The following is an 18470-nucleotide window of genomic DNA, read 5'->3' as shown; positions in this document are numbered from 1 at the left end:
GGCAGCCCTTAGGCTGGCCGGTATGACCCCTGCCGCAGCCGCGCCGCCCGGGCGCGCGTACCGAAGGCTCAGCGTCGAGGAGCGGCGCACCCAGCTGCTCGGTGCGGCGCTCACCCTCTTCGCCCACCGCGCCCCCGACGAGGTCTCGCTCGACGAGGTCGCGGCGGTGGCCGGGGTGTCGCGCCCGCTGGTCTACCGCTACTTCCCCGGCGGGCGGCAGCAGTTGTACGAGGCGGCGCTCAGGTCGGCGGCGGAGCAGCTGAAGCTGTGCTTCGCCGAGCCCGCCGAGGGCCCGCCGACCGAGCGGGTGGTGCGCGTCCTCGACCGCTATCTGGCGTTCGTGGACGAGCACGACGCCGGTTTCAGCGCCCTGCTGCGGGGCGGCAGCGTCGCCGAGACCTCCCGGACGAGCACGATCGTGGACGAGGTGCGGCGGGCGGCGGCCGAGCAGATCCTGCTGCACCTGGGCCACGACGAGCACAGCGAGCCCGCGCCCCGGCTGAGCATGATGGTGCGCACCTGGATCGCGGCGGTCGAGGCGGCCTCGCTGATCTGGCTGGACGAGGGCAAGCGGCCGGACGCGTGCGAGCTGCGCGACTGGCTGGTCGACCAGTTCATCGGCCTCCTCGCCATCACCTCGGCCTCCGACCCGCAGACCGCCTCCGCCGTGGCAGCGCTGCTGCCCCTGGAGACCATCGCGGGCCCGGCGGGCCGGCTGGCGGACCGGCTCGCTCCGCTGGTAGGCGCGGCCGCGCATCTGCTGCCGCCGGACTGATCGGTCAGACTGGCCCGGTGAGAAGTGAGAACACCGCCTTCGTCGGCGGCCCGCTGGACGGCCGGGTGCTGCCCGTCCTCACCGGCGCGACCGGCCACCCGCCCAAGTGGTACGAGGTCCCCGTGCCGGCCGCCGACGGCGGACCTGCCACCGTGTACGCGTACCGCAGGGCCCCGGCGGGGTACTCGAAGCGGCTGCGCCTCCAGCAGGGCTGGGTGTACGAGTACGTCCCCGAGGGCCGCGCACCCCACCGCCCCAAATGGCCCTGGTCCAAGCCCGGGGGCGATGGCGGCAAAGGGCCGCAGGAAAGGCCCTAGGATCGGCCGTCTGGTCAAGGGACGGCCGGGGACGGTCATGAGGGGGGTGCGCCATGGAGGCGCTGCGTCAGGACGATCCAGGCCGTTTCGGGCCGTACACCGTGCTGGCGCGCTTGCGGGAGACGGCCGCCTCGGTGCAGTACCTCGCGCGCGGTGCGGCCGGGCGGGAGCTCGTCGTCGTGACCGCCGCCCGGCCCGCGCTCGCCGCGCTGCCCGCCTTCCGGCACCGCTTCGACGCGGAGGCCCGCATCGCGGGGCGGCTGGCGGGCGGCTGGGTCGCGGAGCTGACCGACGCCCCCGCCAACGGCCCCGGCGAGGACGACCGGCCGTGGACCGCTTCGGCGTACGTGCCCGCGCTGACCCTGGCCGAGGCCATCGGGACCGCCGGGCCACTGCCCGAGCGCGCCGTGCGGATACTGGGCGCCGGCCTCGCCGAGACGCTTTCCCGGGTGCACGCCACCGGGGCCGTCCTCCAGGGCCTCGCCCCCACCACCGTGCTGCTCGCCGAGGACGGCCCCCGGCTCACCGCGTTCGGCCCGCTGGGCGCGGCGGCCGAGGCCGAGGCCGGTCCGGGCGGCGGGCTCTCCGTACGGCTCGGCTACCTGACCCCCGAACAGCTCGCGGGCGAGGCGGCGGGCCCGGCGTCCGACCTCTTCGTGCTCGGTCTGCTGCTCGCCTACGCGGCGACCGGGAGCACCCCGCTGGCGGACGGCGACCCGGCCGCGGCCGCCGAGCGCATCGCCGAGGGTGACCCCGAACTCGGCGGCGTCCCGGAGGCGTTGCGCGAGCTGGTCGCCCGGTGCCTGGCCAAGGACCCGGCCGACCGCCCCGGCGCGGGGGCGGTGGCCGCCGAACTGGCCCTGGAGGGCGCGGCCGCGCTCGCCGCGGGCGGCTGGCTCCCGGACCGGCTGTCGGCGGCCGTGGCCGCGCAGGGCGTCGAGGCCGGCCGGCTGGCGCAGGAGCCCGGGCCGAGCGGGCCCGTGCCCGACGAGAGCGCCCCGGACGCCAACGCTCCGAAGTCGTACGGGGAGGTCTGGGACGCCGTGGCCCCCGCCCCGCCCGCGCCCGGCGTACAGGACGCCGTACCGCCCGACCCGGCGCCGCCCGCGCCCGCCCGGCAGCAGGCCCCCGCCGCCCCCGGAGCGGCCCTCGACACCCGGACCACACAGCTCGGGACGATCGGGCAGCACGCCGGACAACCTGCCGGACAGCCCGCCGCCTCCCGGCCGAACCAGGGCGCGTACCAGCAGCCGTACACCCAGCAGCCATACGCCCAGCAGCCCCAACCCCAGCAGGCGCAGCCTCCCCGGCCCCCGCAGCCGCTGCCCGTGCCCGTTCCCCCGGCGCCGGTCCCGGACGCCGCCCCGCCCGCCGAGCCCCGGCCGGCCGGTCTCGACCGGCGGGCGCTGCTGTTCGGGGGCGCCGCGGGCGTGGCCGGGCTGCTGATCGGGGGCGGCGCGGTGTACGCGCTCGGGTCCGGCGACGAGGCGGAGGCCGCCGACGACCCCAAGCCCGCGCCCAGCACCGCCGGGCCCACCCCGGCCGGGACCGCCCCGCAGCCGCGCTGGATCTACACCCACCCGGAGGGCGAGCCCGCCCCGCAGACCGCCGCCCTCTGGAACGACCGGCTGCTGGTGCTGATCGACGAGCAGCGGGCGAGCGCCCTCGACCTGCGCACCGGGCGCCGGGTCTGGGAGAGCGCGGACGGTGCCAAGGGCCGGACCGCCCTGCCCGTCGACAAGGAGCACTGCTTCGTGGCGGGCCCGGCGGAGTTCCTGTGGATCTCGGCGAAGGACGGCGAGGTCGCCCACCGGCTGGCGTACACCGACGGCTTCCAGGGCGCGCCGGGACTCGAGCTGAGCACGCTCGTCGGCGCGGACGGGACGAGCATCTGGTTCACCGCCGCGCACGAGGTCACCGTGAAGGCGCCCAAGCCCAAGAAGGGCAAGAAGCGCGGCAAGGACAAGCAGGTCGTCAAGTCGTACCTGTTCGCGTACGACATCGTGCGGCGCAAGGAGCTGTGGCGGACGCCGGTGCCCAACGGCCGCGGCGACGTCGCGCCGGCGTACCGGATGATCGCGGTCCGCCCGGACTCCGTCGTCGTACGGCAGCGCCCGACGACCCTCACCCCCGCCCAGGTGAAGGCCGCCAAGAAGAAGTCGCGGTTCAGCAGCTACGACCGGAAGACCGGCAAGCTCCAGTGGACCAGGGCGTTCGGCACGGTCGGGCCCGACGCGGCGGCCACGGGCGACGAGGACGGCGCGCTGTACGCGGCGGACGGCACCGGTCTCCGCGCCTTCGAGACGCCCGGCGGCAAGGCGAAGTGGACGCTGAAGGGCGGACGCGGCTCGGAGTACGGGGCTTCGGTCCTGGCAGACGGCCTGCTGCACACCACCAACGCCAACCAGGAGGTCGGGGCCGTCGACCGCGCGAGCGGGAAGCAGCGCTGGCGGCGGTCCACGGAGGCGACGCCCGACAGGACGGCCCCCCTGATCACCGTCAGCGGCTCCGGCGACACCGTGCTCGCGGCCGGCTCCGGCCAGGTCACCGCCTTCGCCGCGGCCGACGGCAAGCGGCTCTGGAAGTTCCAGGACATCGGCAACCAGGACCCCGAGGGCGCCACGGTCACCGACGGCTACCAGGTGCTGGCGTACGACGGGACGGCGGTCGTCCGGCGCGGCCGCACGGTCTACGCCTTCCCGGTCGCCTGACCGCCCGGGGGCGGGCCGCCGCCTTCCGGGGGAATCCGGGGGCGCGGGCCCGCCGCCACGCCTCCGGGTTCTTGCATCGCCCGGCGCCGGGTGAGCGTATGGACGAATTGCGCTCACTCATGGGGTAGTCGCACGATTCGCCCCGGTTCCGGAGGTGATGTCGTGTCGGGCACCCTGGTGCGTTCCCTCGGTACGGCGGCTCTGGCCGTCGTCGTCGTGGTCTCGCCGGCCACTGCCGGCGCGGCCCCCTCGCCGGGCCCCGGGGAGTCCTCCGGCGCACCGGCCGGCGGCGTCGCCGGGCTGCTGAGCGAGCTGCAGCGGCTGTACCAGCAGGCGGAGGAGGCCACCGAGACCTACAACGGCACGGCGGCCGAGCTGAAGAAGCGGGCCGCGAAGGCCAAGAAGCTCGACGCCGCACTGGTCACCGCACGGCTCGCGCTCTCCCGCAGCCGCGACGCGGCGGGCCGGCTGGCCCGCGAGCAGTACCAGGGCCGGTCCGACCTCTCCGCGTACCTGCGTCTGCTGCTGATGCGCGACCCCGAATACGCCCTGGACCAGGGACAGGTCATCCAGCGGCTGGCCGCCGGGCGGGCGGCGACCGTCAAGCGGCTCGGCGCGGCCGAGAAGCGGGCCGACGAGCTGGCGAAGGAGTCCCGCAAGGTGCTGGACGAGCAGCAGGTCCTCGCCGCACGGCAGAAGAAGGAACGCGACACCGTGCGGGCCCGGCTGAAGGAGGTGGAGGCGATGCTCTCCACGCTCTCCGCGGACCAGCTCGCCGAACTCTCCGGCCTCGAACGGAAGAACACGGCCCAGGCGCAGAGCGCTCTGGCCGCCTCCGGGGCGCTGTCCTCGACCCGGCCGCCGTCCGCACAGGGCGGTGCGGCCGTCCGGTACGCGGTCCGGCAGATCGGCAAGCCGTACGTGTGGGGGGCGGAGGGCCCGAACTCGTTCGACTGCTCCGGACTGACCTCGCAGGCGTGGGCGCACGCCGGGCGCACCATTCCGCGCACCTCGCAGGAGCAGTGGCGGCAGCTGCCCAGGGTGCCGATGAACGCGCTGCGCCCCGGTGACCTGGTGGTCTACTTCCCGAAGGCGACCCACGTGGCGCTGTACATCGGCAACGGCCTGGTGGTGCAGGCGCCCCGGCCGGGCTCGCGGGTGAAGGTCTCCCCCGTGGCGTCCAACCCGGTGCTGGGCGCGGTGCGGCCCGACCCGGAGAGCGCCGCGCTGGCCACGTACAAGGCGCCCGAGCTGCCCGACGGCGCCTTGGAAGGGTCCGACGAGGGTTACGGGTCCTCCTCGGCCCCGGCCTCGTAGCGGCCGGGGCGCGGGAGTTCGGCGGGGCCCGCTCAGGCGGCGGCCTCCGCGACCGAGGCGAGGTAGGCGCCGGCCTTCTCCGGGTCGAAGAAGAAGTTCTCGAAGTCCGCCGGGTCGTTGAAGCCGTTGGCGAAGCGGTCCGCGACCGGCTGGAGCTGCCCGGCCGCGCCGATGAGGTTCAGGACGTGCTCCGGCGGGGCGCCGAGCATGGCGTTCGTCCACTTCGTGACGTGCTGGGCGGTGTCCCAGTAGCGGTCGAAGGCGGCCTGCATCCACGCCTCGTCGAACTCCCGGTCGCCGTGCTCGACGATCGCGTCCAGGTAGGCGTTGGCGCACTTGGAGGCGGAGTTGGAGCCCTGGCCGGTGATCGGGTCGTTGGCGACGACCACGTCCGCGACGCCGAGCACCAGACCGCCGCCGGGGAGCCGGCCGATCGGCTTGCGGACCGTGGGGGCGTAGCGGCCGGCGAGGGTGCCGTTGGCGTCGGTCAGCTCGACCTTCGTCGCGCGGGCGTACTCCCAGGGCGTGAACCGCTCCATCAGCTCCAGCGTCTTGGCCAGGTGCTCGGAGGGGTCCTTGATGCCCTGGAACGCGTCGAGCGGCCCGCCCGGGACGCCCTCCCAGAACAGGATGTCGGCGCGGCCCGAGGTGGTCAGGGTCGGCATCACGAAGAGTTCGCCGACGCCCGGGACCAGGTTGCAGCGCACCGCGTCGAAGTCGGGGTGCTCGGGGCGCGGGCCCATGCCGTGGACGTACGCGACGGCCAGCGCGCGCTGCGGGGCGTCGTACGGCGAACGGGACGCGTCCCGGCCGAACATCGAGACCAGCTCGCCCTTGCCGGCCGCGACCATCACCAGGTCGTAGGCGCGGGAGAAGTAGTCCAGGTCAGAGACGGCCGCGCCGTGGATGACGAGCTGGCCGCCGCGCTGGGCGAAGGTCTCCATCCAGCCGGCCATCTTGACGCGCTGGTCCACGGACTGGGCGTACCCGTCCAGCTTGCCGACCCAGTCGACGGCCCGCGAGGAGTCGGGGGCGGCGACCGAGACGCCGAGGCCCTCGATGCGCGGGGCCTGCGACTCCCAGAAGTTCAGCTGGTAGTCCCGCTCGTACTGGAGCGCGGTGTGGAACATGCACTGCGTCGACATGACCCGGCCGGAGCGGATCTCGTCGGCCGTGCGGTTGGACATGAGGGTGACTTCGTACCCCTTGGACTGAAGTCCCAGGGCGAGCTGGAGTCCGGACTGACCGGCTCCGACTATGAGTATCTTCCGCATCGCGGTTCTCCGTTGTGTGTTGCTTGGGGGAGGCAGGGGCTACGCGGGGCCGGTGTCGAGGGCGTGGCCGACGAGGGCCAGCAGCGATTCGACGACCGTGATCCTGTTGCGCGCGTCCATGATCACCACGGGCACGTGCGGGGGGACGGTCAGGGCCTCCCGGACGTCGTCCGCCTCGAACCCCGGCGTTCCCTCGAAGTGGTTGACGGCCACGATGTACGGCAGCCCGCAGCTCTCGAAGTAGTCGAGGGCGGGGAAGCAGTCGGCGAGCCGGCGGGTGTCGGCCATGACGACCGCGCCGATCGCACCGCGCACGAGGTCGTCCCACATGAACCAGAAGCGCTGCTGGCCCGGGGTACCGAAGACGTACAGCACGAGGTCGTCGTCGAGCGTGAGCCGGCCGAAGTCCATGGCGACGGTCGTCGTGGTCTTGTCCGGCGTGGCGCTGAGGTCGTCGGTGTCCTCGCTGGCCCGGGTCATCACCGCCTCGGTCTGCAGCGGGGTGATCTCGGAGACCGAGCCCACGAAGGTGGTCTTGCCGACGCCGAAGCCGCCCGCGACCACGATCTTGGTGGCGATCGGGGCCCTGGTGCGGTCCAGCTGCCAGGGCTGGAGCTTCTCCTCGGGCTGGGCCTCCGGACCCGGCTGCCGCGGGGCGAACAGCGGCGACTCAGAGACGGCGGAGTCCATCGAGCACCCTTTCGAGCAGTGCGCGGTCGGGCTGGCCGGTGCCGTGACCGGTCCCGTACACGCGGATCTTTCCCTGGTCGGCCAAGTCGCTGAGCAGCACCCGGACCACGCCGAGCGGCATCTTCAGCAGGGCCGAGATCTCCGCGACGGTACGCATCCGGCGGCAGATCTCGACAATGGCCCTGAGCTCCGGCATCAGACGCGACGCCAGGTTCCCGTTGGTGAGTTCACGGCGTTCCTCGGGCGCCTCCAGCGCGGCGACGAACGTCTCGACCAGCAGCACGTGCCCGAAGCGGGTGCGGCCGCCGGTCAGCGAGTACGGGCGGACCCGCGCGGGCCGTTTGCCGGCCCCCCGTACGGGCAGTTTGCGGGCGGGTCCGGCAGCGGCGTGGCTCACTGGGCGCTCTCCATCGATTTGCGCAGTTCACTGCGGAGTTCGGGGGTGAGTACGTGTCCGGCTCGGCCGACGAAGAGCGCCATGTGGTACGCGATGACGCTCATGTCGCAGTCGGGTGCGGCGTGCACCCCGAGCAGCGATCCGTCGCTGATCGACATGACGAAGACGCTGCCCTCCTCCATGGCGACCATGGTCTGCTTGACGCCGCCGCCCTCCATCAGCTTCGCGGCGCCGACGGTGAGGCTGCCGATGCCGGAGACGATGGTCGCCAGGTCGGCGCTGGAGCCGCGCGGTCCGCTCGGCCTCCCCTCCTCGGGGGCGCTGAGGTGGCCGGGGTCGGAGGAGAGCAGCATCAGCCCGTCGGACGAGACGACGGTGACCGAGTGGACCCCTGGCACCTCCTCGACGAGATTGCTCAGCAACCAGTGAAGGTTCCGGGCCTCGGTGCTCAGCCCGAATGTGCTGGGCGCAGTCAACTGCGTGCCTCCTCGACTGTGTCCCCCGTCTCTCCGGTCCGGCCGTCGCTGCGGCCTGCCGGCTCGGCGTGCTCGGTACGTGTGCCCCGGGCCGGTCCTTTGCCCTCGGCGATCTCCGCCTCGACATCGCGGCGGCCGTCCTTCGCGCCCTGGTGGAAGCCGCCGAGCCGGCGCCTCAGGGCCTCCTTGTCGACGCTCCCCGTCCGCTCGGCGGCGGGAGCCCCGGCCGGCCGGACGATCTTGGGCGTCCGCTTGGGGAGCCCCTTGTCGGTCACCGGCCCGGCCTCCGGCTTGCGGGGGGCGGGGACGGTGTCCGCGGGTTCCGCTGCCGCGGGGGCCGCGGGGGCTTTCGGTGCCGCGGGGGCCGCAGGGGCTTCCGCTGTCGCGGGGGCCGGAGCGCTGTGTGGTGCCTCGGGGGCTGCGGGGACTTCCGGTGCCGCAGGGGCCGGAGCGCTGTGCGGTGCCTCGTCGGCGGCGCGCTCGTGGCGGTCGGGGCCGATGGCGTACGGTCCGCCGGCGATCGTGGGCTCGGGCGCGTCGCCGGTCCGCGGCGGCCGGGGCAGGCGCACCTGGAGGGTGGCCTCGGGGTCGGTCTCGGGGGCGGGGGCGTGGGCCGCCCCGGGGGTGGTCTCCGGTTCCGAGACGGCGGCGGTTTGGGGGGCGGGGGCCGCCTCGGAGGCGGCTTCGGGGGCATCCGCAGGCTCGTCGGCCGCAGGCGCGTCGTCGGCCGCAGGCTCGTCCTCGGCCGCTGGCACCGCGTCGGTCTCCGGGGCCGCCGGGCCCTCGGGCGCCTCCGACGCGGCCTCCGGCGGCTTCGCCGCCTCCGCCCCCGACGCCGCGATCACCCGCTCCGCCGCCGCGATCATCGGATCGTCGGCCGCCGACGGGCCGCGCCCCGGCAGCGTGTTGGAGTTGGCCTCGGCCACCGAGCCCGGCAGGTTCAGCGTGGGCGCCTCGCCGTGGGTGGTGACCGGCGGCGGTGTGGCGGCCGGGAGCGCCTTGGGGAACAGGGCCTCGGGGAGCACGACGACCGCGGTCACCCCGCTGCCCTTCTGTTCGCGCAGCTCCACCCGTACGCCGTGGCGGGCCGCGAGCAGCGAGGTCACCTGGAGGCCGAGGCCGGCCCCGTCCGCGTTCTGTTCGCCGGCCTCGAAGAGCGTGGGGTCGGCGAGGCGGGTGTTGAGCTCGCCCATCCGTACGGAGGACATGCCGATGCCCTCGTCCTGCACGGACAGCATCACCTCGCCGCTCTCAAGGAGCCAGCCGGAGAGCTGGACGTGGGAGTCGGGCGGGGAGAAGGAGGTGGCGTTCTCCAGGAGCTCCGCGACCAGGTGGCTGAGGTCGTCGGCGGCGAACCCGGCGACCTGGGCGTGCGGCGGGAGGGACTGGATGGTGACCCGCTCGTAGCGCTCGATCTCGCTGACGGCGGCGCGCAGGACGTCGACCAGCGGGATCGGGCCCGGGTGCCCGTGGCCGTGCTCCGCGCCGGCGAGGACCAGCATGTTCTCGCTGTGGCGGCGCATGACCGTGGCCATGTGATCGAGCTTGAAGAGCGTGCCGAGCCGTTCCGGGTCCTGCTCGCGCTCCTCCAGGGTCTCGATGACGCCGAGCTGGCGCTCGACCAGGCCGAGGGTGCGCAGCGAGAGGTTGACGAAGGTGTGGTGGACGGTGTTCTTCAGCTTCTCCAGCTGGGCCGTCAGGTCGGCTGCGCGCACCTGGAGTTCGGCGCGCTGGACGGTGAGGGACTCGCGGCCGGCGAGCAGCTCGGCGCGCTCGGCCTCCAGGGACTCGAACCGCCCGTTGAACTCCGTCAGCAGCCCGTGCAGCTGGCCGTGCAGGGCGTTGATGGACCGGACGACCTGGGCGAACTCGTCGTTGCGGCCGGTGTAGCGGACCGGTTCGGCGGTGGCGGGCTCGGCCGCGAGCCGGGCGGCGCCGATCCGCAGCACGGCGAGCGGCTGGGTGAGGGTGCGGGCGACGGCGGTGGAGACGCCGACGGCGACGAGCAGGCAGCCGCCGAGGAGCGCGATGCGCAGTTCGAGGGCCGTGACGTCGTCGTCGCGCAGCTGTTCGAGCCGCTGGACCTGGGTGGTGCCGAGGGCGGACTCCACCGAGCGCATCCGGTCGACCCTGGCGGAGAGCGCCGCGGCGACCTTCTTGGTGCTGACCTTCAGGTCTGAGTCGGAGAGCTCGGGGCGGTCGGTGAGCTCGGCGAGGTATTTCTCGGCGCTGTTGACCTCGGGCCCCGTGACGAGGGAGGCCAGCTTGTCGCGGGCGGCGGCGCCGGCGGACTGGTCGAACTCGGCGAGCGCGGACAGCTCGCCGACCCGGGACTGCTGGGCGGCGGCGCTCAGCGCGTCGCGGGTCCGGTCCTCCTTGGTCTCGCCCTCGTCCTGGGGCTGGACGGGGAGACCGGTGAACGGGTCGATCGTGGGGGCCGTCTGCTGCGGCCGCGGCACGGCGAGCGCGGCGAGCAGCAGCCCGCGGGTGGCGGCGGCCCGGTCGGTGGCCCGGCCGAGCGCCTGCGGGGTGCGGGTCTCCTCGGCGGCGCGCGGCGGGGTGTCCCGGGCGAGCTCGTCGGCGAGGCCGTGGAGCTTGGCGATGACCTCGGAGTACGCCTGGTGGGCCTCCAGCGCCGTGCCCTTGCCGCTGACCGCGTCCCGGCGCAGGGACGGGATGGTGGACAGGTCGCGGCGCAGGTCGGCGGGGGCCGCGTCCCGGATCTCGTCCACCTGCTGGTCGACGCGGGTGCTGCGGCTGCCCGGCTCGCCCTCACGGCCGCCGGCGATGTAGGTGGTCACCTCGTCGCGCTCGTCGGCGAGGGAGTGGGCCAGCGAGATGGCCTGCTGGTTCAGCTCGGCCCGGGTGACCAGCGCCTGCGAGTCGGTGAGGTCGGACGAGGCGGCGAGCACCGCGGGCGTCCCAGCGGCTATGACGGTGATCCCGACGACGGCGACGCCCGCGACCAGCCTGGTGCGGACGCGTACGGTGCGGCCGCTGCCGGCGCGCTCCGTCGGCGCCGCCCCGGAACCGCTGTTGCTGCCGCCCTTGCTCCGAGGCCGCTTCTTCTGCACCGGTGCTCGCAATCTTGACTCGTCCGCCCTTGAAGCAGAGGTGACGCACGGTCACATGAACGAGCGCCCCGCCCCCTGGTACGGCTTCCGACCATTCCAGTGCTTTTGCGGAGGGGGCGCGCATCAACCGCTCCGCCACTCGAACGAGTGAACATCACTCCGGAGTTGGCGAACAAGTCTCCCCGCCGGGCTCCGGCGCCACCCGTGGACACCGGCTGGAACTTCCGGGCAGGCTTTGGCAGGATGCCCGCCCGCATCCCGGGGCGGAGTGATTCCTTCCGCCCCTCCTGCCCGTCTGACCTGCTGGTACGCACCAATCCCGATGCCGTGCAGGCCAGGTGAAGGCATCGTGCAGACTGGCGGCATGCGTATCGAACTCGCTACCGCCGCCGGCACGCCCGGACGCCCGAACGAGGACTGGACCGCCACGGTCCTTCCCGCTTCCGGTCAGGGCGGAGGACTGGTGCTGCTCGACGGTGTCACGCCTCCGCGGGGCGACGACGGTTGTGTGCACTCGGTTCCCTGGTTCACCGCGAGGCTGGGCGGGGCTCTGGTCGAACTGTCCGGTTCGCGGCGGGATCTGACTTTGCGGGAGGTCCTGGCGCAGTCCATCCGGCACACCGCGGACAGCCACCACTCCCTGTGTGACCTTTCTCACGTGCGTACGCCACAGGCAACCGTCGTCATGGTGCGTTGGGACGAGGCCGAGGTCGAGCACCTGGTGCTGTCCGATTCGGTGCTGCTGTTCGAGTCGCCCGGCGGGGGTGTACGCGCGGTGCTGGACGACCGGCTCGACCGGCTGGCGCCGGAGTTCCTGGTCTCGGAAGCGGTGGCCGATGCCCGGGCGCGGAACAAGGAGGGCGGCTTCTTCACGGCCGCCGCCGACCCGGCCGTGGCGGAGCGCGCGGTCACCGGGCGGACGCCGCGCACGGAGGTGCGGGCGCTGGCGGCGATGACGGACGGGGCGAGCCGCTGGACGGAGATGTTCGGCGAGGGCGACTGGGCGGACTGCCTCGGAGTCCTGGACAAGGAGGGGCCGCAGGCGCTGATCGACCGGGTCCGGGCCCTGGAGGAGGCGGACACGGAGCGTAAGCACCTGCGGCGCGGCAAGACGCACGACGACGCGACGGCGGTCTACGCGCGGCTGTGAGGCGGTCCGGGGGCGGCGGGGCGGCCGCCGGTCACCGTCAGTCCTCGGCGCGGGCGTTCAAGTGGTGCAGCAGCCGGGCCAGTTCCGCGACCTCGGCGCGGTCCCAGTCGGCGAGCTTGCGCACATAGCGGTCGCGGCGCGCGTCGCGGACGCTGCGGAAGCGGGCGAGGCCCTCCTCGGTGAGGCGGACGAGGAATGCGCGCCCGTCGGCCGGATCGGGCTCCCGCGCCACCAGTCCGAGGGCTTCCAGGGCGCGGAGTTGACGGCTCATGGTGGCCTTGCCGACGCCGAAGTACGACGCGAGGTCGGTGGCCCGCTGCTGCCCGGCGGATTCCAGGCGTACGAACAGGCCGTACGCGGCGGCCTCCAGCTCGGGGTGCACCTCGCGCGCCATCTCGCCGGAATTCGCCCGCGCGCGCCGCAGGAAGACGGCCAACTCCAGCTCCAGGGCGAGAAATTCGTGGTCCACACCACTTCCTCCGGTTGCGCCGGGTTCACGTCCGCTTTCGCTCCCGTGCACGTCAACACCCCTCATGAGCTTTCCTGCCGCTGAAAGTTTCTTCCGCCGGCGGTCATCGCCGCAGCTCGCCCAGTATTTCGCAGGAGTAGACCAACGGCACAGCCCAAACCCTCTTCCGTCACACGGGTCTACGTGCGTAGCGTCATACATGGCATGTCCACACCATGACATGCCTCCGGGGTCGCCACGCGGCGCCCCCCGGGTCAGCAGATCCCCCCACTGAAGCCTCGGAGGCACGCAATGCCCGTGCACAGATCCGGCTCCAAGAAGACCCGTCGCTCCCGCTTCGCGGCGGCGGGCACTCTGCTCGCAGCCCTCTCGCTCCTCGTCGCCCTGCCCGGCGCATCGAACGCGGCGACCGGGAGCCCCACCGCGCCCGCCCGCGGCACCGCCACCATGGGCATGGGCGTCGTCGCCCACGACGGCCGGGGCGGCCTGCCGATCGGCACCCGCGCCGCTCAGACCGAGGGCGTGGACGTCGCCAGCTACCAGGGAAACGTCGCCTGGTCGACGCTCTGGAACAGCGGCGTCAAGTGGGCCTACACCAAGGCCACCGAGGGCACGTACTACACGAACCCCTCCTTCGCCCAGCAGTACAACGGCTCGTACAACGTGGGGATGATCCGCGGCTCGTACCACTTCGCGACACCCGACACCACGAGCGGCGCGGTCCAGGCCAACTACTTCGTGGACCACGGGGGCGGCTGGTCCAGGGACGGCAAGACCCTGCCGGGGGTGCTCGACATCGAGTGGAACCCGTACGGGGCGCAGTGCTACGGCAAGACCGCGGCCCAGATGGTCGCGTGGATCCGTGACTTCGTGAACACGTACAGGGCGCGCACCGGGCGGGACGCGGTCATCTACACCGCGACCAGCTGGTGGAAGGACTGCACGGGCAACAACGCGGGCTTCGCCACCACCAATCCGCTGTGGGTGGCCCGTTACAACTCCACGGTCGGCGAGCTCCCGGCCGGCTGGGGCTTCTACACGATCTGGCAGTACACCTCGTCCGGCCCGACGGTGGGTGACCACAACCACTTCAACGGCGCCCTCGACCGCGTACAGGCACTGGCCAACGGCTAGAAGCGCCCTTCCCGCCCAGCGGGGCCCGGTGACGCATCCCGTCGCCGGGCTCCGTCGCGTCCACGCCCCCGACCGGACAGGCGCTTCGCGGAACACCCCCCGCTATACACTGGGTGTATACGCCACATGTATAGTCGCCGCTCCAGGTCGCACACCAGTACGGCCGTTCACGCGAGGGAGTGGCCAACCGTGCCCAGTAGGACGAAGTCGATCGGTACGGGGTTGGCCGTCGCCCTTGTGACTGCGCTCACGCTGACGCTGAGCGGCTGCTCGATGGAGACCACCGCGCCCGGCTCCGCGCGCGCCGACGCCGGCTCGGACGCCAAGGGCTCGTTCGGCCCTGTCGACTGCCGCAAGGCCAAGTGCATAGCGCTGACCTTCGACGCTGGCCCGGGCGAGGACACACCCCATCTGCTGGACATCCTCAAGGAGAAGAAGGTCCACGCGACGTTCTTCCTGCTCGGCAAGAACCACGTGAAGAAGCACCCCGACACCGTCCGCCGGCTCGCGGCCGAGGGGCACGAGATCGCCAACCACACCTGGTCGCACGAGATCCTCACGGACAAGAAGCCCGCCGAGATACGGGCCGAGCTGGAGAAGACGCAGGACGCGATAGCGGCGATCACCGGCAAGAAGCCGCGGCTGATGCGCCCGCCGCAGGGCCGCACCGACGACACCGTCTCGGGGATCAGCAAGGACCTCGGCCTCTCCCAGATCCTGTGGAGCGCCACCGCCAAGGACTACTCGACGACCGACTCCGCGTTGATCAAGAAGCGGATACTCGACCAGGCGAGCAAGGACGGCATCATCCTGCTGCACGACATCTACAAGGGCACGGTGCCCGCGGTGCCCGGCATCATCGACGCGCTGAAGAAGCAGGGCTACACCTTCGTGACGGTGCCCCAGCTGATGGCGCCCGCCGAGCCGGTCCCGGGGACCATCTACCGCCCGTAGTTCCGGGCTGCGCGCGGAACGGCCCGAGCCTTTTCCTCACGTACGCGGAACGGCCCGCCTCCCCCGCGAGGGGAAGGCGGACCGCCCGTACCGGCCACGTCCGTGCTGCCGCGCCCGTCACGCCGTGGCACCTACGCCGCGGCCGGAATCCTCCGCTCCGCCGGGGCCGAGGCCGGGGCGAGGGCGATCTCCAGCACCTGGCGGACGTCGGTGACCGGGTGGACCTCCAGGGTCTCCAGCACCTCGGCCGGGACGTCGTCCAGGTCGGCCTCGTTCCGCTTGGGGATCACCACGGTGGTGATGCCCGCGCGGTGCGCGGCCAGCAGCTTCTGCTTCAGCCCGCCGATCGGCAGCACCCGCCCGGTCAGCGAGACCTCACCGGTCATCGCCACGTCCGTGCGGACCAGCCGCCCGGAGAGCAGTGAGGCCAGCGCGGTCGTCATGGTGATGCCCGCGCTCGGGCCGTCCTTCGGCACCGCGCCCGCCGGGAAGTGGATGTGCGCCCCGCGGTCCTTGAGGTCCGCGACCGGCAGTTCCAGTTCCGCGCCGTGCGACCGCAGGAAGCTCAGCGCGATCTGCGCGGACTCCTTCATGACGTCGCCGAGCTGGCCGGTGAGGGTCAGTCCGGACGCCCCGGTCTCCGGGTCGGCGAGCGACGCCTCCACGAAGAGCACGTCACCGCCGGCCCCGGTCACCGCGAGCCCGGTCGCCACACCCGGCACCGCGGTCCGGCGCTCGGCCGGGTCCTGGGCGGACTCGGGGACGTGGTGCGGGCGGCCGATGAGACCGCGCAGGTCGTCCTCGGTCACCGTGAACGGCAGCTCGCGGTCGCCCAGTTCGCTCTGGGCCGCGACCTTGCGCAGCAGCCGGGCGACGGCCCGCTCCAGGTTCCGGACGCCGGCCTCCCGGGTGTACTCGCCGGCCAGCTTGCGCAGCGCCGACTCGTCGAGGGTGACCTCGTCCTTCTCCAGTCCGGCCCGCTCCAGCTGGCGCGGGAGCAGGTGGTCGCGGGCGATGACGACCTTCTCGTCCTCGGTGTAGCCGTCGAGCCTGACCAGCTCCATCCGGTCGAGCAGCGCCTCCGGGATGGCCTCCAGGACGTTGGCGGTGGCGAGGAAGACGACGTCGCTGAGGTCGAGCTCGACCTCCAGGTAGTGGTCGCGGAAGGTGTGGTTCTGCGCCGGGTCGAGCACTTCGAGGAGGGCGGCGGCCGGGTCGCCCCGGAAGTCGGAGCCGACCTTGTCGATCTCGTCCAGCAGGACGACCGGGTTCATCGAACCGGCCTCCTTGATCGCCCGGACGATGCGTCCGGGCAGCGCCCCGACGTACGTACGACGGTGGCCGCGGATCTCCGCCTCGTCCCGGACACCGCCGAGCGCGACGCGGACGAACTTGCGGCCCATGGCGTGCGCGACGCTCTCGCCCAGCGAGGTCTTCCCGACCCCGGGCGGCCCGACGAGGGCCAGCACGGCGCCGCCGCGACGCCCGCCGACGACACCCAGTCCCCTGTCGGCACGCCGCTTGCGCACCGCCAGGTACTCGGTGATGCGCTCCTTCACGTCCTGGAGCCCGGCGTGCTCGGCGTCCAGGATCTCCTGGGCGCCCTTGATGTCGTACGCGTCCTCGGTGCGCTCGGTCCACGGCAGCTCCAGGACGGTGTCGAGCCAGGTCCTGATCCAGGAGCCCTCGGGGCTCTGGTCGGAGGCGCGCTCCAGCTTGTCGACCTCCTTGAGCGCGGCCTCGCGGACGTGCTCGGGCAGATCGGCGGCCTCGACGCGGGCCCGGTAGTCGTCGGACTCGTCCTCCGGGTCGCCGTTGAGTTCGGAGAGCTCCTTGCGTACGGCGTCGAGCTGGCGCCGCAGCAGGAATTCGCGCTGCTGCTTGTCGACGCCCTCCTGGACGTCCTTGGCGATGGACTCGGCGACATCCTGCTCGGCGAGGTGTTCGCCGAGCCACTGGATGGCGAGCTTCAGCCGGGCGACCGGGTCGGTGGTCTCCAGCAGCCGCACCTTCTGGGCGGTGGTGAGGAAGGGCGAGTACCCGGAGTTGTCGGCGAGCGCGGAGACGCCCTCGATCTGCTGGACCCGGTCCACGACCTGCCAGGCGCCGCGCTTCTTCAGCCAGCTGGTGGCGAGCGCCTTGTACTCCTTGACCAGTTCGGCGACGGCCCCGGGGACGGGCTCGGGGACGGAGACGTCGACCCGGACCCCTTCCACCCAGAGCGCGGCGCCCGGTCCGCTGGTGCCCGCTCCGATCCTGACCCGGTCGCGGCCGCGGATCAGGGCGCCGGGATCGCCGTCGGAGAGCCGTCCGACCTGCTCCACGGTCCCGAGGACACCGATCCCGGTGTAGGTCCCGTCGATGCGCGGGACGAGCAGCACCTCGGGCTTGCCCCCGCCCTCCCGGGCGGCGGCCTGCGCGGCCTCCACGGCGGCGCGCACCTCGGTGTCGGACAGGTCCAGAGGCACCACCATCCCCGGCAGCACGACCTCGTCGTCGAGTGGCAGCACGGGCAGGGTGAGCGGTGTGACGGCGTTGGACTCAGTAGCCATGATCTCCCCTTCGGCAGTCAAGTTGAGCTATGAAGACTCAATGCTGCTGAGCCGCTCAATGTTCCCCGAACCGTGTTCGCTCTGAGCGATCAGGGGCCGAACGGCCGGTGAGACCCGCCCGCCACCGCTGGCCCCGCCGGTTGTCAGTGCCGGCTGCCACGATGCGGGGACTCGGCACGATCAGGGAGAGACACAAGGGCGCGTGGGCGTCGGACGCCCGCGCGGGACCCTTGCGCCCCGCCCCTGAACCGCGCGACTGGGTGATCGGCTCCGCGCCCTGACCCGGGGCGCATCGGCCGCCTCCACGCCGGACATCCCCTGGCGTGAACCGGTCGGCGCCCGGCCTCCGATAGAGGGGTGTGAGCCACTTGCGCCCCTCGGGGGACGACCGGAGCGACGAGGCGCTTCTGCGTGCCGTCGCCCAGGGGGACACGACCGCCCTGGCCGCGTTCTACGACCGGCACGCCGGCTGGCTGCTGGCCCGGCTGAACCGCCGGTGCCCGGACGCCGAGACCGTACGGGAGGTCGTGCAGGACACCTTCGTGACGGTCTGGCGTTCCGCCGGTGCGCACCGGGGGGCCGAGGCCGGGGGCTGGCTCTGGGTGATCGCCGCCCGGCGGCTGGTCGACGCGCAGCGGACCCGGGCCCGCACGGAACGCGCGGCGGCGGCCGAACACGTGGGCGGTGCGCAGTGGGCCGCCCCCGTGCCGTCCGCCGAGGACCGGGTCCTGGCCGGTCTGGAGTACGGGGATGTGGGCGCCGCGCTCGACCGGATCTCGCCCGAACTCAGGGAGGTCCTGCGGGCGACGGTCGTCGACGGGCTGACGACCCGGGAGGCCGCCCGGCTGCTCGGCATACCGGAGGGCACGGTCAAGACCCGTGCGCTGCGGGCCCGGCGTGAACTGCGGGCCGCACTGGACCGGCTGGTCGTGGAGAACGGCCCCCTGGGAGGCAGGGCATGACGGCCTGGCACGTGGCGGACCACCTGGCCCAGCGGTACGCCGCGGGCACGGCCCCCGAGACGGACGCCTGGTCCCTGGAGAAGCACGTCGAGTCCTGTGCCGGCTGCGCGGAGCGGGTGTCGGCGGCGGTACGCGGTCGGGGGGCCGCGGCACCGCTGCTGGACGGGGTCCGGGCCGCCGTGCTCGCGACCGCCGCCGCGGAACCGGTCCGGGCGGCG

General features: G+C 73.3%; 16 protein-coding genes. 9 read left to right on the top strand and 7 right to left on the bottom strand.

Annotation, left to right across the window (positions count from 1 at the left end; genetic code table 11):
- Positions 1-22 precede the first annotated feature (22 nt).
- From E6R18_RS09745 to E6R18_RS09730, 4 genes are all read left to right on the top strand, one after another.
- Positions 23-775, top strand: coding sequence for a TetR/AcrR family transcriptional regulator (locus tag E6R18_RS09745; protein WP_136316461.1), 753 nt, complete (start codon positions 23-25; stop codon positions 773-775).
- 17 nt (positions 776-792) lie between these two features.
- Entirely contained in the window at positions 793-1092 is a 300-nt protein-coding gene (locus tag E6R18_RS09740) for a hypothetical protein (RefSeq protein WP_136316460.1), read from the top strand.
- 53 nt (positions 1093-1145) lie between these two features.
- Positions 1146-3803, top strand: coding sequence for a PQQ-binding-like beta-propeller repeat protein (locus tag E6R18_RS09735; RefSeq protein ID WP_136316459.1), 2658 nt, complete (start codon positions 1146-1148; stop codon positions 3801-3803).
- Positions 3804-3965: 162 nt separating this feature from the next.
- Positions 3966-5120: a C40 family peptidase gene (locus E6R18_RS09730; protein ID WP_136316458.1), complete on the top strand. Its 1155-nt coding sequence runs from the start codon at positions 3966-3968 to the stop codon at positions 5118-5120.
- Between the two features lie 32 nt (positions 5121-5152).
- On the opposite strand, the gene E6R18_RS09725 is transcribed toward E6R18_RS09730, so the two are convergent.
- From E6R18_RS09725 to E6R18_RS09705, 5 genes are read right to left on the bottom strand one after another with little or no spacing between them, the layout of a single operon-like run.
- Positions 5153-6394, bottom strand: a complete 1242-nt coding sequence (locus E6R18_RS09725; RefSeq protein ID WP_136316457.1) for a styrene monooxygenase/indole monooxygenase family protein — start codon at positions 6392-6394, stop codon at positions 5153-5155.
- Positions 6395-6433: 39 nt separating this feature from the next.
- The gene (locus E6R18_RS09720; RefSeq protein ID WP_136316456.1) at positions 6434-7084 is read right to left on the bottom strand and encodes an ATP/GTP-binding protein; all 651 of its coding nucleotides are present in this window, start codon (positions 7082-7084) and stop codon (positions 6434-6436) included.
- A complete protein-coding gene (locus E6R18_RS09715) occupies positions 7065-7481 on the bottom strand; it encodes a DUF742 domain-containing protein (RefSeq protein ID WP_136203246.1) in 417 nt (138 codons plus the stop codon). Before E6R18_RS09715 ends, E6R18_RS09720 begins: the two co-directional genes overlap by 20 nt.
- Entirely contained in the window at positions 7478-7957 is a 480-nt protein-coding gene (locus E6R18_RS09710; protein ID WP_136316455.1) for a roadblock/LC7 domain-containing protein, read from the bottom strand. The genes E6R18_RS09715 and E6R18_RS09710 overlap by 4 nt, the downstream gene beginning before the upstream one ends.
- The gene (locus E6R18_RS09705) at positions 7954-11031 is read right to left on the bottom strand and encodes a nitrate- and nitrite sensing domain-containing protein (protein ID WP_136316454.1); all 3078 of its coding nucleotides are present in this window, start codon (positions 11029-11031) and stop codon (positions 7954-7956) included. Before E6R18_RS09705 ends, E6R18_RS09710 begins: the two co-directional genes overlap by 4 nt.
- Positions 11032-11395: 364 nt before the next feature.
- On the opposite strand from E6R18_RS09705, the gene E6R18_RS09700 reads away from it, so the two are divergent.
- Positions 11396-12181 (top strand): protein phosphatase 2C domain-containing protein, encoded by a 786-nt coding sequence (locus E6R18_RS09700; protein WP_136316453.1) that lies wholly within the window; start codon positions 11396-11398, stop codon positions 12179-12181.
- 37 nt (positions 12182-12218) lie between these two features.
- On the opposite strand, the gene E6R18_RS09695 is transcribed toward E6R18_RS09700, so the two are convergent.
- Positions 12219-12701 (bottom strand): MarR family transcriptional regulator, encoded by a 483-nt coding sequence (locus tag E6R18_RS09695; RefSeq protein WP_136316452.1) that lies wholly within the window; start codon positions 12699-12701, stop codon positions 12219-12221.
- A gap of 240 nt (positions 12702-12941) precedes the next feature.
- Here E6R18_RS09695 and E6R18_RS09690 point away from each other — a divergent pair, with 240 nt between their 5' ends.
- Entirely contained in the window at positions 12942-13784 is an 843-nt protein-coding gene (locus tag E6R18_RS09690; RefSeq protein WP_136316451.1) for a lysozyme, read from the top strand.
- Between the two features lie 273 nt (positions 13785-14057).
- Positions 14058-14738: a polysaccharide deacetylase family protein gene (locus E6R18_RS09685; RefSeq protein ID WP_240799678.1), complete on the top strand. Its 681-nt coding sequence runs from the start codon at positions 14058-14060 to the stop codon at positions 14736-14738.
- 131 nt (positions 14739-14869) lie between these two features.
- Here E6R18_RS09685 and lon read toward each other — a convergent pair whose 3' ends face one another.
- Positions 14870-17290 carry an endopeptidase La gene (gene lon / locus E6R18_RS09680; RefSeq protein WP_136316450.1) on the bottom strand — a complete coding sequence of 807 codons (2421 nt, stop codon included), beginning with the start codon at positions 17288-17290 and terminating at the stop codon, positions 14870-14872.
- 359 nt (positions 17291-17649) lie between these two features.
- On the opposite strand from lon, the gene E6R18_RS09675 reads away from it, so the two are divergent.
- Both E6R18_RS09675 and E6R18_RS09670 read left to right on the top strand, forming a co-directional pair.
- Positions 17650-18252, top strand: a complete 603-nt coding sequence (locus tag E6R18_RS09675; protein WP_136316449.1) for an RNA polymerase sigma factor — start codon at positions 17650-17652, stop codon at positions 18250-18252.
- Positions 18249-18470 (top strand): zf-HC2 domain-containing protein (locus tag E6R18_RS09670; RefSeq protein WP_206308251.1); only part of this gene is annotated, 222 nt, incomplete at its 3' end. The genes E6R18_RS09675 and E6R18_RS09670, both read left to right, overlap by 4 nt.

Origin of the sequence: Streptomyces sp. A1277, from assembly GCF_004795015.1 — a bacterium.
In the GTDB taxonomy this organism is placed as follows: domain Bacteria; phylum Actinomycetota; class Actinomycetes; order Streptomycetales; family Streptomycetaceae; genus Streptomyces.
Note: the sequence above shows the minus strand (reverse complement) of the source record. Positions and strands in the feature narration are given on the sequence as shown.